The sequence below is a fragment of the Anaerosacchariphilus polymeriproducens genome (assembly GCF_003363435.1).
GTDB classification, from domain to species: domain Bacteria; phylum Bacillota; class Clostridia; order Lachnospirales; family Lachnospiraceae; genus Anaerosacchariphilus; species Anaerosacchariphilus polymeriproducens.
Map to the genome: position 1 here is coordinate 89993 of NZ_QRCT01000014.1, position 16892 is coordinate 106884.

At 34.3% G+C, this 16892-nt stretch carries 19 protein-coding genes; 4 read left to right on the forward strand and 15 right to left on the reverse strand.

The window, feature by feature from the left end; all coding sequences use genetic code 11:
* Positions 1-16: 16 nt before the first annotated feature.
* From DWV06_RS05815 to DWV06_RS05855, 9 genes are all read right to left on the reverse strand, one after another.
* Complete coding sequence (locus DWV06_RS05815) at positions 17-967, reverse strand: sugar ABC transporter substrate-binding protein (RefSeq protein WP_115481237.1); 951 nt, start codon at positions 965-967, stop codon at positions 17-19.
* Positions 968-1022: 55 nt separating this feature from the next.
* A complete protein-coding gene (locus DWV06_RS05820; protein ID WP_147289834.1) occupies positions 1023-2495 on the reverse strand; it encodes a sugar ABC transporter ATP-binding protein in 1473 nt (490 codons plus the stop codon).
* The gene (locus tag DWV06_RS05825) at positions 2492-3436 is read right to left on the reverse strand and encodes a sensor histidine kinase (protein ID WP_162300585.1); all 945 of its coding nucleotides are present in this window, start codon (positions 3434-3436) and stop codon (positions 2492-2494) included. The genes DWV06_RS05820 and DWV06_RS05825 overlap by 4 nt, the downstream gene beginning before the upstream one ends.
* Before the next feature lie 135 nt (positions 3437-3571).
* Entirely contained in the window at positions 3572-5188 is a 1617-nt protein-coding gene (locus tag DWV06_RS05830; RefSeq protein ID WP_115481240.1) for a response regulator, read from the reverse strand.
* 158 nt (positions 5189-5346) lie between these two features.
* Positions 5347-6732, reverse strand: coding sequence for a sensor histidine kinase (locus DWV06_RS05835; RefSeq protein ID WP_205027750.1), 1386 nt, complete (start codon positions 6730-6732; stop codon positions 5347-5349).
* Positions 6702-7364: a response regulator transcription factor gene (locus DWV06_RS05840; RefSeq protein WP_115481242.1), complete on the reverse strand. Its 663-nt coding sequence runs from the start codon at positions 7362-7364 to the stop codon at positions 6702-6704. Before DWV06_RS05840 ends, DWV06_RS05835 begins: the two co-directional genes overlap by 31 nt.
* Positions 7365-7370: 6 nt before the next feature.
* A complete protein-coding gene (locus tag DWV06_RS05845; RefSeq protein ID WP_115481243.1) occupies positions 7371-8081 on the reverse strand; it encodes a lantibiotic immunity ABC transporter MutG family permease subunit in 711 nt (236 codons plus the stop codon).
* Complete coding sequence (locus DWV06_RS05850) at positions 8082-8837, reverse strand: lantibiotic immunity ABC transporter MutE/EpiE family permease subunit (protein WP_115481244.1); 756 nt, start codon at positions 8835-8837, stop codon at positions 8082-8084.
* Entirely contained in the window at positions 8818-9540 is a 723-nt protein-coding gene (locus DWV06_RS05855; protein ID WP_115481245.1) for a lantibiotic protection ABC transporter ATP-binding protein, read from the reverse strand. Before DWV06_RS05855 ends, DWV06_RS05850 begins: the two co-directional genes overlap by 20 nt.
* A gap of 322 nt (positions 9541-9862) precedes the next feature.
* Here DWV06_RS05855 and DWV06_RS05860 point away from each other — a divergent pair, with 322 nt between their 5' ends.
* The 4 genes from DWV06_RS05860 to DWV06_RS05875 all read left to right on the forward strand — a co-directional run bounded on the left by DWV06_RS05860 (position 9863) and on the right by DWV06_RS05875 (position 14293).
* Positions 9863-10567: a MurR/RpiR family transcriptional regulator gene (locus DWV06_RS05860; RefSeq protein WP_115481246.1), complete on the forward strand. Its 705-nt coding sequence runs from the start codon at positions 9863-9865 to the stop codon at positions 10565-10567.
* A 255-nt stretch (positions 10568-10822) separates the two neighbouring features.
* On the forward strand, positions 10823-12361 hold the full coding sequence (locus tag DWV06_RS05865; RefSeq protein ID WP_115481247.1) for a PTS transporter subunit EIIC: 1539 nt from the start codon (positions 10823-10825) through the stop codon (positions 12359-12361).
* Between the two features lie 17 nt (positions 12362-12378).
* Positions 12379-13716, forward strand: coding sequence for a 6-phospho-alpha-glucosidase (locus tag DWV06_RS05870; RefSeq protein WP_115481248.1), 1338 nt, complete (start codon positions 12379-12381; stop codon positions 13714-13716).
* A 73-nt stretch (positions 13717-13789) separates the two neighbouring features.
* The gene (locus DWV06_RS05875; protein WP_115481249.1) at positions 13790-14293 is read left to right on the forward strand and encodes a PTS sugar transporter subunit IIA; all 504 of its coding nucleotides are present in this window, start codon (positions 13790-13792) and stop codon (positions 14291-14293) included.
* A 307-nt stretch (positions 14294-14600) separates the two neighbouring features.
* On the opposite strand, the gene DWV06_RS05880 is transcribed toward DWV06_RS05875, so the two are convergent.
* From DWV06_RS05880 to DWV06_RS18325, 6 genes are all read right to left on the reverse strand, one after another.
* Entirely contained in the window at positions 14601-14897 is a 297-nt protein-coding gene (locus DWV06_RS05880; RefSeq protein ID WP_115481250.1) for a type II toxin-antitoxin system RelE/ParE family toxin, read from the reverse strand.
* Positions 14898-14900: 3 nt separating this feature from the next.
* The gene (locus DWV06_RS05885) at positions 14901-15149 is read right to left on the reverse strand and encodes a type II toxin-antitoxin system prevent-host-death family antitoxin (protein WP_115481251.1); all 249 of its coding nucleotides are present in this window, start codon (positions 15147-15149) and stop codon (positions 14901-14903) included.
* A gap of 376 nt (positions 15150-15525) precedes the next feature.
* Positions 15526-15675, reverse strand: coding sequence for a hypothetical protein (locus DWV06_RS18980; protein ID WP_331463291.1), 150 nt, complete (start codon positions 15673-15675; stop codon positions 15526-15528).
* 46 nt (positions 15676-15721) lie between these two features.
* On the reverse strand, positions 15722-16279 hold the full coding sequence (locus DWV06_RS05895; RefSeq protein ID WP_147289835.1) for a helix-hairpin-helix domain-containing protein: 558 nt from the start codon (positions 16277-16279) through the stop codon (positions 15722-15724).
* Positions 16252-16704: an EscU/YscU/HrcU family type III secretion system export apparatus switch protein gene (locus DWV06_RS05900; protein ID WP_147289836.1), complete on the reverse strand. Its 453-nt coding sequence runs from the start codon at positions 16702-16704 to the stop codon at positions 16252-16254. The genes DWV06_RS05895 and DWV06_RS05900 overlap by 28 nt, the downstream gene beginning before the upstream one ends.
* Positions 16691-16834 carry a hypothetical protein gene (locus DWV06_RS18325; RefSeq protein WP_155522618.1) on the reverse strand — a complete coding sequence of 48 codons (144 nt, stop codon included), beginning with the start codon at positions 16832-16834 and terminating at the stop codon, positions 16691-16693. The genes DWV06_RS05900 and DWV06_RS18325 overlap by 14 nt, the downstream gene beginning before the upstream one ends.
* Between the last annotated feature and the right edge of the window lie 58 nt (positions 16835-16892).

Here is a 16892-nt window from a genome sequence, read left to right on the forward strand (position 1 = left end):
ACGTATGCCTCCCTATTTACTTAAGAACGGATTTTAGTTCAGCCAAATAATCTTTTGCATTTTCAGATGTGATAATAGATACTCCCGTTTTAATCACTTTTTCAACTTCTTCACCTTTAACTGCTTTTACTGCATTTTCAACTGCCTGATACCCCATATTATAGGGCGACTGTGCTACTGATGCAGAAACAACACCATTCATTACGTTTTTAACACCCGTTTGAATTCCATCAAATCCTACAATCGTCACACCCTCTACACCTGCTTGCTTGCATGCATTTGCTGCTCCTGCTGCCATATCATCATTGACACAGCAGACAATGTCTACATTATTCTTTAAACTTGTCAACATATTTTCCATGATATTCGTTGCTTTGTCAGTCGTCGCTTCTGCATATTGAACAGATGCCACTTTAACACCCTTCGCTTCTAATGCATCTATGTAACCTTTTTCACGTTCATAACTATTTGTGTTCCCTTGAACTCCGGCAATGACTACTGCTATAGCACCTTTCCCTTTTTGTTTCGCCGCATATTCGCCGCCTAAATAAGCTGCTTCATAGTTTCCGGTTCCAATATATGCTGTTTTATTAGAAAACTCTGCATCTGTATCTACAAATAATATCGGAATCTGTGTATTTCCTAATACAAAAGCAATCGATTCAGGTTGTAATGGAGCTACTACCAATGCATCAAGATCATTCGTGGACAGAGTTGTTTCAATCATATTGTTCTGTTCATCATAAGATGTTTCTGATGCAGGGCCTTGTAAATTTACTTTAACTCCAAAATCTTTTTCAGCGGCTTTTACACCTGCTGCAACATATCCCCAATATTCACTTGATAATGTTTTTAAAATAACACCAATGGTGATCTCGTCGTTTGTTTTTTTTGTACTACTGCCTTCACAAGCAATGAATGTAACCATCATTATCATTGCTATTACAAGCGCTAAAACTTTTTTCATACTTCATACCCTTTCATCCTACTACTTCTATACCAGATCCTTTAATCCAGGACATTTACCACATTAATGCATCCTGCGCATGATTTACATTCTTACTATTATCTTCAAATAAAATCCCATCCTTTAATACAAGAACTCTTTCACCCATATAGCAGGCCTCGTCCATATTAGAGGTAACGATTAAAACCGCTATTTTCTTTTCCAACGCTTTATGTATTAATTGCTCCGTAATATGCCTCATGTGAAAATCTACCGCTGAAAATGGCCTGATACAAACTAATAATTTAGGATTAAAGAGTATCCATCGGTAATATATCAGTTTCTGCATCGTTATCGGGTCTGCCTTATGAACCGGCATGTCTAATTCTTCTTTGCTAAAAACTTCTTTTAATTCTTCTATCACACCCCGTTGATACTTTTTTCGGAACATAACACCCAGAACCTTTTTAGATAAGGATATATTTATATTCTCAAAGACAGTAAGGTCATGAAATAACATACTTTCCATAGGATTTTCTCCAATAAAACATATTCCTTTCTCCATTGCATCCCAGATACCTTTTGGACGAAATATTTTACCCGCAAGCCATATATCACCTTCCAAAACAGAAAACCCACCTTCTAATGCCTCAATTACACCGCTGTAGGAGGTCGAATCAAAATCCAAAAAATTCACAAGTTCACCTTCATGAATTTTAAAGTTGAGATTTGAACAAGCATATGTCTTAACATATTCAAAATTCAATAATATTTTCTGGGGCTCTTTGGACATTTCTAATATGTTCTTAGAGTAAGTGTCTCTTTTAAGTGCATCTCCCAACAAAATTCCATACAAGTCCCTTCGGTTAAAATCTCTTTTTTTGATTTGCGCTATGGTTCTTCCCTTTTTTAATATCGCTATTACGTCAGCATATTGAAGTAGGATATTTTCATTATTTTCTATCAGTAAAAAAGCAACACCTTTTCTTTGAAATATATTTACTAAAGAGAAGAAATTTATAATATCTGCGTCACTTAGTAAAGCTCCTATTCCCACAATGGTAATGAAACGATACCCTCTTGCATATGCCTTGAGCAATTCCAATTTCTTTTTTTGCAGTATTGTTAAGTTGCTTACCCGGCAACGAAGTGATATTTTGAGCTGATAAGTCTCCAATAAATCCTTTCCATACTCTGAGTATTTTTTTTTCGAAGAGTACCACTTTACATTTTTCTGAAATGTGAAAACATTATCTTCAACACTTAATTTATCTACTAGTCTGCTCTTTCCATCAATAAAAAAAATCTTATCTTTTAGCGTAGATACATCACTGAATGCCTGGCACAACTGCTCTTCAAAATACAACCATCCATAATCCAGCTTTGTTTTTCCACTCAATACTTCAATGACAGATTCTTTTTCTTTTACATTATTTATGATTAATCCACAAAGCTCACCTTTAAAAATTTGAAGATTAAAATCTTTTAAAAGTACTTTTCTCTGATATTCTTTGAATCCACTATCAATCCTTAAAATTTCTTCCTTCATAAATTCTTCCTTATGATATTTTCCTTCCAATCCAACTGCTCTTCCTTACCTTTTGCAATATAAGGCAGTGTAATTTTTACATGAGTTCCTACATTCAAAGTACTATAAATGTTTATTCCATATTTTTCACCAAAGAGTAACTTAATTCTTGTATTTACATTCCAAAGAGCAATTCCACCTTGTCTGGAAGTAGGATGATCATAAATTCTATCCTGCTGCTTTAATTTCGAATTTATTTCTTCCAGACATAATTCATCCATTCCTTTTCCATTATCTCTTATATGGATAAATAAATTGGATTTTGTATGCTCGATTTCGATTTGTATCACCCCGCCTCCAAGCTTTCTCTCCAAGCCGTGGCATATGGCATTTTCTACAATCGGCTGCAACGTTAACTTGGGGATACAGGATTGGAATACGGTCATATCTTCTTCTAATACATGCACCCGCATATCCAATTTTTTTCCAAATCGGTATTGCTGAATAATAAAAAAATTTTTAACATTATCAAGTTCATCTTCTAATGTAACTAAACTCTCAACTTCCGAAATAGTGTAACGGAAAAAAGTAGCTAATGCTTCTGCCGTTTGTGCAATCGTATTGCTTCCAGCCACCAAAGCATCGGCACGGATTGCCTCAAGTGTATTATATAAAAAATGGGGATTGATCTGATTTTGTAACGCCAAATATTGGGCTTGTTCTTTTGATTGTTCAAACATTTCCCTTCTCTTAAAAATTCCTTCCATTTTGGAAAACATTTCTTCTGTTTCATGTGAAAAACTATAACGATGATGGAATAATTCCTCAAAAACATGCCCATGATTAAACAGTCTTACTGTTTTTAAAATCTTTTGACATACCTCAACTACTTGTTTTTTTCCAATTATAATAGAGAAAAAGATAATGAGCCCCATTAGAACAGCATATATTTTTCCTGCCATACTGCTAGGATTTACTCCCCAAAAAACATAGGATATTACTCCTATAAAAAGGAAGAATATAATGAAATAAAGGTTAATGACCCACAGAATGCTTCTATCTAACAACGTCCATTTCTTCTTCATATACTTTCCTTTCTACTTTTGCATAAATAATTTCTTATATTCTTTGGGACTTAAATTTGTAACTTTTTTGAATTGCTTTCCAAAATATTTTAAATCCGAATATCCTACAGATTCTGCAACTTCCATTATGCTTACTTCCGGATCCAACAATAGATTCTTAGCTTTTTGAATACGTATCGACAAAACATATTCCGTCAATGTCTGTCCTGTTTCTTTTTTAAACAATGTTGAAAAATAAGCATAGTTAAACCCTAATTTCTCAGCTAACTCTTCGAATTTTAAATTGTTGTTATAATTCTCGATAATATACTTTTTCGCTTCAATGATAGGTTCTGCTTCTACATTTTTCCTTTCTGCCATGATTGTTTCCAGATTTTCTTTTATAAAATGAAACAGTTTCTCAAACACATCTTCTATGTTAAGACAACTATAGAATATTTTCATAAATTCAATCTTACTTTGTGATATATCCACCTCAAGCTGCATCTTTTTCAGACTTAAAAAATAAATATCCAGAATATCATTGATTAATCTTAGTAATAAAATCCCATCTGAATTTGGTTCTTCTCTGAGTGTTCTCTCTATTTTTTTAAGTAATTGTAATATTCCATCCAAATGATATACATCCATATAATCTAAAAATTTAACTTGGAATTCACTGTTAATAATATCAGCTGCTTCTAATCCCGGCTGTTGACTTGGCGTGACTACAATATTTTTTCCTACTCCTTTAAACAAACGATTCAAAATGGCATTTCTAGCGTCATACACAGTTTTTGGAAGTTCACTCACATTTTTTACATAGTTCCCTATCCCTACCGTTACGAACATTCCAGGAAAAACGTCTCGTAAAGTATTCAATTTATTTCTAATATGTTTTAATTTCCAGCGAAGATCTTTATCCTCTTGTGCTGCATTATAAAGTAGATAAACTCCTTCTTCTCCCAGATAAGTTACCTGCTCGATCGTATCTTTCTGAAATTCTTTTTCTATCATTTCAATCATTTTATTATCTAACATCTGATGAACCTTTTCCTGTTCCAGTTCAATCGAAAAATCAGCTTTAAAAATTAAAACTTGAAATATTCCTGATTGGAAATTACAATCATACTTATTATTTAACTGTTCAATTGTGTAATCTAAAAATTCTTCATTTATATTCAAAATATCCCATAATAAATTTTGTTTAATTTTTTTACTATGCACATTTAGTTTCTGCTTTAATAATTCTTGTTCTGTCTTAATCTCTTCTTCAGACTTCTTTAGCTTAATGATTTTATCTAAAATTGAATTCAATTCATCTTGTTTAATTGGTTTTAGTAAATAGTCTTCCACTCCAAACTTTATTGCCTGATGTGCGTAATCAAACTGTCTGTAACCACTGATTATAATAAAATAGATTTCTGGATATCTTTCTCTTACTTGTTGAATTACTTCTAGTCCATTATAACCAGGCATCTGAATATCCGTAATTACAATATCCGGATGCTTTTCTTCGATAATTCCCATTGCTGTAATCCCATCATTGGCCACGCCTATCACTTGCAGGCCCATTTTTTCCCAATCTACTAAGTACTGTATTAACGTACACACTTTTTCTTCGTCATCTACAATAAGTACCCCTAGCATAAATTAACCTCCATTCCTATCAACCCCGCCTATTACTACTATTTAGGATATCACAATCAAAAGAAGAATGCCAACTTGTTCTAACCAAAATTGACACTCTTTTACATTTTTCGTCACTTGTGACCGAGCACAGGAAAATTTTACTAGGCTGTTACAATTTATACAGAATCAAACAACAAGATTTCAGCTCTGGCGCCCCCTAATGTTTCTGAATTTGAAAGCCTTAATTCTCCACCTAATTTTTTTATCATAATATCAACAAAATATAACCCCATACCCAAATGATCTCTCGAACTTCGACTTTTATCATTGCAATAAAACTGCTTTGTAGCATATTTCAGATCATCTATAGAAAACCCTTTCCCGGAATCTTCAATTTTGAACGTCAAACTATTGTACTCTGCTTTTATCTGCATCAAAATAGAACTATTCTCTGGTGAATATTCCACCGCATTATCCATTAAGTTTAATAAGATACGTTTTAGTATTTTAGAATCTACAAAAATTTTATCTGGAACTTCTTCTATTTTATATGTTAATGTAATATTTTTGTTCCTGGCTAAGTCTTGGGAATATGCTTCTATATCTTGAATAAAACTCCGACTATCTATCCATTCCATACTAATCTTATATTCTTCTTCGGAACGATTTACTTCCAGCAGCTTTTGAATATACTCCTGCATTAGCTCTGTATTTTTTTGAATGTGATTTACAAATTCACTTTCTTCCTGATTTAACTGACATTCTAAAAGCAGCTCCGCATTTCCTCGAATTATAGTAAGTGGTGTTTTAAGGTCATGTCCCAGAGCATCAATTTGATCTCTACGACCGGATTCCAGATTCCACTGAGTATGAAGAGACTTACTCAAATTGTCTCTTAATTTTCCGACAGAATGAAATACTTCATCTATCTCTTTCAATGACGAAGATGGTATATCAAATTCTAAGTTCTCTTTTTCTATACTTCCAGTAATTCCTTTTAATCTCTTCAATTCCCCTGATATAACTTTTCCGAACTTCCCGGCAATCCTCCAAAGATTCGCAAGAAACAGAAGAATGAAAAATATGATTATTAAAATATCCGGACTTGGAAAAAAACGACTTAAGAAGTGATTATAAAATCCCATTTTAATATCATAAAGTATATAATACTCTCCTTTATTTGAAGAAATTACTTTTATATACCTTTCTTTATAATACGTTCCATGTTCTTTAAAAAATTGATATATCTCTTCTGCCTCATCCTGGTCGATGCTCCCTTTCTTATAAGTGCCTTCCTCATTAAAAAGTGCATAAAGATACTGATTTTTTAAACGACCTTCTATATTCTCGCCCTTAAACGCGATTTTTTCAAGATTGTTCAGATAATTTTCCTGAGAATTTGCGGGATAGGCAATCTTTTTTGAAATTAAAATATTCATTACAATCAATAAACATGCTGAAATCAGTACCGTTTCAATTCCAATCCATATAATATGTCTGATAAACAAACCGGTAATCGTCTTTTTCCCTTTTATTCTGCCCACCGATAACCAATCCCCCAAACGGTCTCCACCAGATTTAAACCATATGCAGAGCCTTTTTTTCTAATATTTTTTATATGTTCTACGATAGCTGAGCTGTCACTATCCGCATTGAAACCAAAAACCGATTCAAATATCCTTTCTTTTGAACAGGTAATCCCATGATTTATTGCAAGATATTCACAGATATCGTATTCACTTTTGGTCAGCAGTAGATTCTTTTGCTGATACATTACCTTTTTGGAATCTGTATAAAAGACCAGACCGGAACGTATGAAAGAATTGGACTTTTGACGCCCTTCTCTTCTCATATGTGCCATCACCCTTGCACGTAGTTCACCCAGTCCAAACGGTTTTTTCAAATAATCATCTGCCCCTATACTTAGTCCTTTGATAATATCAGGTTCCGATGATTTTGCTGTCAAAAATATGATAGGGCAGTCCGTCTTGTTTCTGATTTTCACACACAACTCAAACCCATCCATTTCAGGCATCATGATATCCAACAGAATCAGTTGAAATGGTATCGAAAGCGCTTTAAGCGCAGAATCACCATCTTTACAAAGAACCACTTCATGTCCATCTTTCTCTAATGCCTTTCGAATAATCTCAAGAATTTCTTTCTCATCATCTACCGCAAGAATTCTTGCCATAATCTTTCACCCCAGACTGCTTTTATTACTCTCAAATTTTCTGGAAAATAGTATAAATAAAATAATTAATAAAATTGCATAAATCAAAACCCAGGGAAGTTCATTTCTAGATATCCGCAATAACTGATATCCTGTAATACGAACAGCCCATGCAGCGGGGAAAAACATCCAACGCCCCTCCCCTAGGCCGGTAATCATTAGGGCACTAATCAAAAATTCCAAAATGCCAAACCCTATCGTAATTCCTGTACCAAATCTTATTCTAAGAAATACATGGATCAGGTATTCTATTGACTGACATAAACAAACCGTTAGAAAGATTTTTAAATAGAAACCAATATCCATCTTACTAAATCGAATATAGTAAATAAAAAAAGCTACAAAACAAGATAATATGCCCATACCATACAAATAAATTATTTTAATAAAAAAGACAGCAACTCTTGACTGCCTTTGAACCAGAAGTACTTGGAAATTTCCTGCTTTTTCTTCATTATCTAAATTCCATGATACCATAAATGTACCTATAAGAGGAAATAATATAGAAATAATCTGAATAAAACTTGAAATAGCTACATGATTATTCCACCCACATATGGAACTATATAACAAAAACAGTAGCGTCCCAATAATTGGGATAATCAGATGAGCTGGTAAGAACAACGTATGTTTCATCTTTAAAGATTCAGCCTTAAAAAGCTTTATTAAGTTATTCATCTACACTGCCTCCCTTTTTTCCATCCATTTTCCGACTACTACTGATCCTATGATGAAAATGATGACACTTATCAATACTGCAACGATACTACCTTTATATGATAATAACTCCTCTTTGTAAGTCTCACTTCCAGCAACAGCCGGCAGCCCATTGGGTAGAATCTTGAGCAATGGAATCATTAACCTTGCGGGATATGAGTAAGGGCTGATAATCCACCAATCTTCTAAAGATGCCACAATCCCAAATCCCATCTGTAATACAATATTGATTATCAATGTAGGGAAAAATCCAAATTTAAACCCAGAAAACAATATTAGAGGGATCTGCCACATAAAAGTAATTGAAAGTATAAAAACAGCTAGTAACATATTTAAGTACGGAAGTTTTTGTATGTTAACGCTCCCCAAAATCCATTGAAGACAGGAAGAACCTAAACATACTATTAATAAACTTAAAAAAGTTCCAAAAGTCAGCACTAGGATTTTACCATAGATTATTTTTCTCCCGTCTATGGGAATCGGTAAGATTCCACGATATTTTTTATTTTTCTCCTGTTTTGTAATTAACACACATGATAACGTAAGTCCAAATGGGAATATCGTCGTATAGTACCAATTAAAATTATCTATTACACAGTAACTACTAGTCAAAAAGTAAGATAATACCATTAAGATAACGGGAGCCATCCACCATATTCTTGAAACCGTTGTAGACTTTATCTTCAACAATTCGGATTTAAATATGCTTATCATCATTTAAAACCTCCTTATAATTCTCTTTGGCAACTTTCATAAAAAGTTCTTCAAGATCTATTTCCTTATCCAGTCTATCTTGATATCCTAAAATTCCATTGGCTATTATCCCTACCCAATCAGCAACTTGACTTATTTCACTTAAGATATGACTGGAAACGATTACTGTAATTCCCTTTTCCGGAAATGACCGAATCAGTTCTCGCAAATCTTGAATTCCAAATGGATCTAACCCGTTTGTCGGCTCATCTAAGATTAATAATTTGGGGTTATTCAGCAATGCAACTGCTATTCCTAGTCTTTGCTTCATACCCATCGAAAATTTCCCAACTTTTTTCTTTCCTGTATTTTTTAAGTCTACAATATCTAATACTTCTTGTATTCTTGACTCTTTTATGCCTAATGCAAGCGTTCTTACTTTCAAATTTTCATAAGCCGTCAGATTCGGATATAACGCTGCCTCTTCGATTAATGCTCCAATCGTCTCGAGGTCTTTCCTCTCCCAGGAATGATTCTCTATCATAATCTCTCCTGACGTCGGATATAACATACCCGTCATCATTTTTAAAATAGTGGACTTGCCGGCTCCATTTGCTCCCAGAAGTCCATAGACACAGTTCTTTGGAATCTGCAAATTAACGCCTTTAACTACCTTGTTTTCTTTAAATGATTTACTTAAGTTTTTTGTTTCTAATATGTAATCCATTCTTTTCATCTCCTTTATAAATGCATGATAGCAGACAATTATAAGGATTTTATAAGGATTCAGGGTATTTTCCAAAGTTAGTTGATTTTAATACGATACAGTTGTATGATTAGCATATAAGAACTTATCAAAGTATTGGAAAAGGAATTAGATTGTTTATATTGCTAAATTAAAACAGATAATATAATTATGGAAGTTCATTTAGTCAAAAAGCTGTTACTTGTCCATTTTGTGGACATGTTTCATCTCTTGAAAATTAACTAACTTTAGAAAGAACTACAAAATAGCTGACCATTAAATACGAAAGGTACGGGTGTGAAATATGGACTCAAATATTCACCTTACGGAAGTTGAGAAAAATATTTTAAATCGAATTCATTATTATATATCTAAAAAATCGAAAGCTAAAATCGAACAAGTGGCACAGGACTGCTACGTATCAAAAGGAGCAATTGTAAAATTAGCTAAAAAATTGGGGTATAGTGGTTATAGTGAAATGTACTATACTACTTTTGCAAATATGAATAATACTTCTGGTGAAAATTTCTTTGCTATCAATACCTTGACCAATGATGATAAAATTAGTCAGAATGCTTCTAAATTTACTGAATTATTATATGAGTTCAAAGAACGCCGAATACGCATTGACTCTCTTGGCTTTTGTGATAGTGCCAGAGACTATTATATCCAGAAGCTTCAGACCTTCGGCTTTAATAGTATGAGTTGCTATCATTTTGCCAGCTTCTCTAAGGAGAAAGCCGGAATATATATCTTTATGTCCTACTCCGGGACACGCGCTGAAATATTGGAAAAAGTACGTGTTGCCAAAGAGCATGGTGAATATGTCCTGGCATTGACTAATAATCCAAAATCACCATTAGCAAACGCTGCAGACATATTTATTGAGGTTAATGGTGTACAAAGTGAAAATAATAATTATAAGCCAAACTTATTTACTGCCAATCTAATTGTCCTCTTAGAAATCGCGCTATGCGAATTTTCAAAGCGTTATCTCCCAAATGAATAGAATACAAATTGATGAAAGCTACAATAAAATTGACTTTCAAAACCAATAACACAAAAAAACTGTTGTTCAAGTCGAATGCAACAGTTTTTTTCTGTGAAATTGCAGAGATATTCCTTCAATTTCCACTTGCTTGCTAGTAAAAAAGTTTACTCTGGGTAAAAAAAGGCACAGAACAATAGGATGTATTGAACAAAAATAATTTGAAATATATAATAAAATTGTAACATAAATACAAAAAATTGGGAGGTATTTTTTATGAAAAATAAGATAATGGAAATGGGACAAAAATTTTCACGAGCTGCTGTTCAGCCAGTCATGTTTCTTGCAATTATGGGTATGATGCTTGCAATTGCAGTAATTATGCAGCTTGATTTTATGCCATCAGGTATTGCTTTTATCGGTAAACTTATAAAGTCTATGATGGATACTATGGTCAATAATTTATCCATTATTTTCTGTGTTGGTATTGCTACGGCCTTGGCGAAGAAGAAAAAGGTGGATGCAGCTATTTTGAGCCTTATTTCTTATCTGATTTTCCTGGCAGCAAACAATGCCTGGTTAACAAATATGGGGATGCTTGCAGAAGAAGGAGCTGTTGGGTTATATGGAACAGGGCAAAATATTGTATTAGGCTTTCAGGTCGTGGACATGAATGTTTTCTTAGGCTTAATGCTTGGATGCCTGACCGCTTATATCCATAATAAATTTTCTGATGTTAAATTCCCTGAGATATTCCGTATCTATGGTGGTTCAAGATTTTGTTTTGTTCTGATGATTCCAATTACATTAGCGTTGGCTATCGTATTAAGCTACGTGTGGCCGGTTGTTAATGAAGGAATATCAATTCTATCTAACTTTATAAAAAATTCTGGTCCCGCCGGTGTATTTGTGTATGCCTTTGGTAACCGCTTCTTAATTCCTACCGGACTACATCATTTGTTGTGGATGCCCTTCTGCTTTACCGGTATTGGCGGTACAGCAGAAATTGCAGGAAAAGCAGTTCAGGGTGCGGCCAATATATTCTATGCCGAGATGGGTAATGCCTCTGCTTTAACAGCCATGGACAGTTCTATCCGCTTCTCCGTTTTTGGTTTCGCAAAAATCTTTGGCTCAATCGGTATCGCTCTTGCATTTATTAAAACAGCAAAGCCGCAGTACAAAAAAGCAGTTAAGGGTATGATTATTCCCTCCGCATTTGTTGCATTTGCAGCAGGTATTACTGAACCGCTGGATTTTAGCTTCCTGTTCATTTCACCTTTCCTTTGGCTGGTTCATGGAGTTATTTCCGGTATTTCCGAAGTGCTTTTATGGGTATTAGGTTCAAGAACTTATGCATTATATGGCGCAATTGATACTTTTATATGCAACTCTGTAATCAGTCCTTCCATAACAAAGGTATATATCTTTATTATCGTAGGAATTGTTATGACAGCAGTTTGGTATTTTGTATTCAAATTCTTAATCCTCAAATTCAATATTAAAACGCCCGGACGTGATGATACTTTTATGGCAGAGATATCTTCAGATGAAGGTATTTCCATTCATTCGAAAACCTCCGATCTTGACAGCGCAAAGCTTATTATTGAAGGACTTGGTGGTTCAGAAAATATTTCTACCGTCAATAACTGTTTTACCCGATTGCGTGTTGAGGTAAAGGATGGCGCTAAGGTAGACGAAACTATTCTGAAAAAAGCCAGCCAAAAGGGAATTATAACCAAAGGCAATAATGTACAAATCATCATAGGAATGGACGTAGAAACCGTAAAAGAAACGGTGAATAGTTTACTAAAATAAGAAAGGAGCATAATGTAATGAAAAAATATAATATCTGTATTGTCGGTGGAGGTAGTCGCTATACACCGGATATGCTGGCTATGTTATGCAATCAAAAAGAAAGATTTCCAATCAAAAAGCTTGTACTATATGATAATGAAAAGGAACGTCAGGAAAAAGTAGGAAAATATGCCGAAATTCTATTCCGTGAGTACTATCCCGAAATCGAAGAAATCATCTATACCACCAGTATGAAAGAAGCATTTCAAGATATTGATTTTGCTCTAATGCAAATCCGGGTCGGACGGTTGAAGATGCGCGAAATGGATGAAAAAATTGCTCTTAAGCATGGCTGCCTCGGTCAGGAAACCTGCGGTGCAGGTGGTTTTGCCTATGGACTTCGGAGTATTCCGGCAATCATAGAAATTATAAATGTTATTCGTAAGTATTCCCCCAAGTGCTGGATATTGAATTATTCAAACCCCGCTGCCATTGTTGCTGAAGCTACCAAACGAATTTTTCCAAATGATTACCGTATCATCAATATCTGTGATATGCCAATTGCTATACTGGATGTATATGCAGAGGTTCTTGGTAAAAAAAGAAAAGATCTTGAGCCAAAATATTTTGGCTTGAATCACTTTGGCTGGTTCACACATATTTATGATACGAAGACTGGTGAAGATTATCTTCCAAAATTACGAGAACTGTTGAAAACTCCTATTGATGTACAGACAGAGCCCTTATTCCAGGAACCATCCTGGAGTGCTACCTTTGAGTTTATGAGTCAGATGATTAATGATTATGATGAATATCTGCCAAATACATACCTTCAGTATTATCTGTACCCTCATAAAATGTTGAAGAAACAGAATCCTGAATACACCAGAGCCAATGAAGTTATGGACGGAAATGAAAAAGATACCTTTCAGCGCTTGGATGCCGTTCTGGCTAATGGAAAATTAAAAGGAACCGAATATGATATCGATGGTTCTGCGGGCTGTCATGCAGAATATATTGTTGATTTAGCTACTGCACTTGCAAATAATACAAAGGAAATATTTTTAATCATTACAAAAAACAACGGTACGATATCGAATCTTGATCCTGAAATGATGGTTGAAGTACCATGCCGTGTGGGAAGCAATGGGGTCGAGCCCTTATCTGTAGGCAATATTCCAACTTTCTATAAAGGATTATTAGAGAACCAATATGCATATGAAAGTCTTACGGTCGATGCCTATGCAGAAGGCAGCAAGGCAAAAGCGCTGCAGGCATTGGTATTAAATCGAACCGTAGTTAACACCAATGTAGCAAAAGAACTTCTTGAAGACCTGATAAATGCAAATGCTGACTATTGGCCTAAGATGCAATAATTCATATTATATACTGCAGTGGGAATAAGGATATTTCCTCCAGGATGAAAGAAAGGTTAGGTACTACACTTATATGACAATATTGAACAAGCTTTTCAGTAAACACAGCGAAAAGACCATAGAAAAAAAGAGCGCCCCTATCTGTGCGCCAGTTGATGGTACTATTCTACCTCTTGAATCGGTACAGGATGCTGCATTTTCACAGAAAACATTGGGGGATGGATTTGCTATTGAACCTGAGAACGGCGAATTTTATTCTCCTGTCACCGGAAAGATTGTTGCATGTTTTCCGACAATGCATGCTTATGGCATTATCGATGAAACCGGACTGGAAATACTGCTCCATATCGGAATTGATACTGTAGATCTGGGAGGCCATGGATTTACTACTTATGTAAAGGAAAACCAAACCATCAAGCAAGGTGAAAAAATTGCTTCCGTGGACTTAGAAATTTTAAAACAGGCAGAAAAGCCCGCTACTACAATGGTAATATTAACAAATGGTGAAAGCTGTCAATTGTTAAAAGCAGGACAAAAAGTAATACATAATGAAACAGATATACTTCTCTTAACATAATTATCTCAATAAAATATATGCAACTTGTTAAGGTCCTGTAATAAATATTGTGTCTTTGAAAATAAATAGGTCTTTCTTGTCGAGAATTAGATATGAAGAATTCTAAACAAGGAGGACCTATTTTATACTTTAAAATCTTCATTTTGAAAAATTATTTTTGCCCATTTTCTTATTTTTACTAAATCATCTTCCGTTTGATCACCTTTAATCTTGTTATATTATGTCTTTTTTTACAGCTAAAACTTTTTTCACTAATGTTTATCCGCATTTAATTCCATCTTTATCCCTTTCTGTATTTCAATAATTACTAGAATATTTTGGTTATATCTTGAAACCTATTCATCACTCGATAAATCTCAACATACTCTACTCCCACTTTATACAACACCACATAATTACCACACACCACATACTTATAATTCGTTTTAAAGCTGACCCTCTTAGCTAAATCTACCCCCATACTCGGAAACTGCTGTACATTTTTAAATTGACTAAAAATCTCCTGCACCGTTTGCTGTGCTGCATCGGGATTATCTTCTGATATAAAGTCCTTAATGTTCTTTAAGTCAATAGCAACAAATGGGTTAATCCGTAGTTTCATTATAATCTATTCTCCTAATGTAGCTTTCAATTCATCAAAGGTCAGCCAACCGTTTTCGTTTCTTACAGCCTCTTCTGCTTCCTGCAACTTCATCAATAACTTTTTCTCTGATTTTTCACGTTCATAATCTTCAATATCCATCACTACAAACCGTCCTCTTCCATTCTTTGTTAGAAAAACAGGTTCTCCAATCTGGCAATTTTTCAATACTTCATTATAATTTCTCAAATCTGAAACTGGTAATATATTCGGCATAAATCAACTTCCTTTCCAAATGCTTTATTTATACTTATATTATATGCAATTATGCTGTATTATTCAACGAGAAATTTTACAGCATTTTATTGTAGATTTTTTATACTGTACATTCAGATATCCATTAATAATTGTAAATGGATAATATTATTTTCACCTAGTCCCTATTAAAATCAATCATTTCCTTAATTGCTTCTTCTATCCAATTCCAGAAGTCATTATATTCCTTTCTTTGCTCAAATCCTACTGATGCAAAGTCATGTATTATTTGAACTTTTTCGCCTTTACCTATTTCAAAGCATGCTATATCATCATTATCATCTCTTCTCGCAAAAGGTATCAGCTTTCTATCAGAATATCTCTCCTTAAGGCCTTTTTATCTACTTAACACTCTTTCTGCATCCATAATGTACCATAAATCAAAGTCTAGTAAATTTAATTCTATCGCTTTTTTAAAAGAATCAGGATAGTGAAACCCAAAACACCCAAAATTACCTAATCTATTTTCTAAAACTTCAACATTCATAAATATTAACTATTATTTCCATGATTTGCACTGATGTTTATTGTTCTCATATAATGCTTTTTATTTTCCATATTTTATCACATTCTTGAAATCTACGATAATATTTCGGCTTATTTTTTACATGGTGATAAATGTTATCCAAAATTGCCAGGTCATCCATCGAAGTAATACCAATCTTCTTCAATTGTTCCACGGAAGTGATACCCAGCTTCGCCAGATCGTCTGCGGAGTTCACTCCCAGTTTGACCAGGTCATCTACACAACTTGCGTTTTTCAAAACACTGACTTTTCCACCCATCGCTATTTTTGCTGTTTTCCCCAGTTTGTCTAAGCCTTTAACGCCCGCTATAGAGCCAATCGTATATCCGACTGCATAAAAGATTCCTTCTTCTTCTACTGAATCCATGATCTGCTGCCCCAAAGCCGGTATCCACTCGAGACTCACAAGCACTTTTGCTGTTTCTACTCCTTGATCAAAAACATGAGAAGCCCACTTTGGTGGAGATATATCAAGCGGTTTGCACACTCCAATGACAACCGCTGATGCTGCAAATGCTACTAATCCACCTATCAATGTTATAAGGCGCCTACGACCGTATCCCATAAGGCTTTTGCAATCCCTTTGACAAGATCTACGACAGCATCCTTACAATTGCCGAAAATTCTTTTAAACCATTCCAGATTCCCTTCATAAGTCTTTAACAGTTGTCCTGCTTTTGATCCATAAGTATCATCCATATTTTCAAAAGGAATTACTTTCGTTTCATGAAAATTATCTATATCGTCCATGTTTTGTTTTAATATAGCATAACTGCCAGGTAGTATATTATTCCACCAAATGTCATTACGGTCTACTCGCATCATGTTTTCTTTATTCTTTGGCCACATAATGTTCTGCATATCGGTGTTGTAACCTTGGAACAAATCATAAAGGTCTTTTATCTCGTTTTTACATTTCTTAATATCTTTCTCTAAATCCTCTTTTGTATCCAGTATCGCATCAATCGATTTCCCTTCACAATGCAACAACTATATCTACTTCTGCTGCTGCCATATTCCCTCTTTTACTTAAATTAGTATTAGGCATTTCAGAGCGAATATTACTGATTTTATTCTTTAAATTTTTCTTGACAGCTTCAGCCGCACCCTTAGTTCCCATTAATTTTAGCTTATTCTTTTAAAATAATTCCAGCCAAATCCATAATTTAACTATCATC

What these genes read in the sequence shown, in the direction of transcription:
- DWV06_RS05815 (WP_115481237.1), bottom strand. Translation starts at nt 967, where the DNA reads ATGAAAAAAGTTTTAGCGCTTGTAATAGCAATGATAATGATGGTTACA.
- DWV06_RS05820 (WP_147289834.1), bottom strand. Translation starts at nt 2,495, where the DNA reads ATGAAGGAAGAAATTTTAAGGATTGATAGTGGATTCAAAGAATATCAG.
- DWV06_RS05825 (WP_162300585.1), bottom strand. Translation starts at nt 3,436, where the DNA reads ATGGCAGGAAAAATATATGCTGTTCTAATGGGGCTCATTATCTTTTTC.
- DWV06_RS05830 (WP_115481240.1), bottom strand. Translation starts at nt 5,188, where the DNA reads ATGCTAGGGGTACTTATTGTAGATGACGAAGAAAAAGTGTGTACGTTA.
- DWV06_RS05840 (WP_115481242.1), bottom strand. Translation starts at nt 7,364, where the DNA reads ATGGCAAGAATTCTTGCGGTAGATGATGAGAAAGAAATTCTTGAGATT.
- DWV06_RS05845 (WP_115481243.1), bottom strand. Translation starts at nt 8,081, where the DNA reads ATGAATAACTTAATAAAGCTTTTTAAGGCTGAATCTTTAAAGATGAAA.
- DWV06_RS05850 (WP_115481244.1), bottom strand. Translation starts at nt 8,837, where the DNA reads ATGATGATAAGCATATTTAAATCCGAATTGTTGAAGATAAAGTCTACA.
- DWV06_RS05855 (WP_115481245.1), bottom strand. Translation starts at nt 9,540, where the DNA reads ATGGATTACATATTAGAAACAAAAAACTTAAGTAAATCATTTAAAGAA.
- DWV06_RS05860 (WP_115481246.1), top strand. Translation starts at nt 9,863, where the DNA reads ATGGACTCAAATATTCACCTTACGGAAGTTGAGAAAAATATTTTAAAT.
- DWV06_RS05865 (WP_115481247.1), top strand. Translation starts at nt 10,823, where the DNA reads ATGAAAAATAAGATAATGGAAATGGGACAAAAATTTTCACGAGCTGCT.
- DWV06_RS05870 (WP_115481248.1), top strand. Translation starts at nt 12,379, where the DNA reads ATGAAAAAATATAATATCTGTATTGTCGGTGGAGGTAGTCGCTATACA.
- DWV06_RS05875 (WP_115481249.1), top strand. Translation starts at nt 13,790, where the DNA reads ATGACAATATTGAACAAGCTTTTCAGTAAACACAGCGAAAAGACCATA.
- DWV06_RS05885 (WP_115481251.1), bottom strand. Translation starts at nt 15,149, where the DNA reads ATGCCGAATATATTACCAGTTTCAGATTTGAGAAATTATAATGAAGTA.
- DWV06_RS18980 (WP_331463291.1), bottom strand. Translation starts at nt 15,675, where the DNA reads ATGAATGTTGAAGTTTTAGAAAATAGATTAGGTAATTTTGGGTGTTTT.
- DWV06_RS05895 (WP_147289835.1), bottom strand. Translation starts at nt 16,279, where the DNA reads ATGGGATACGGTCGTAGGCGCCTTATAACATTGATAGGTGGATTAGTA.
- DWV06_RS18325 (WP_155522618.1), bottom strand. Translation starts at nt 16,834, where the DNA reads ATGGGAACTAAGGGTGCGGCTGAAGCTGTCAAGAAAAATTTAAAGAAT.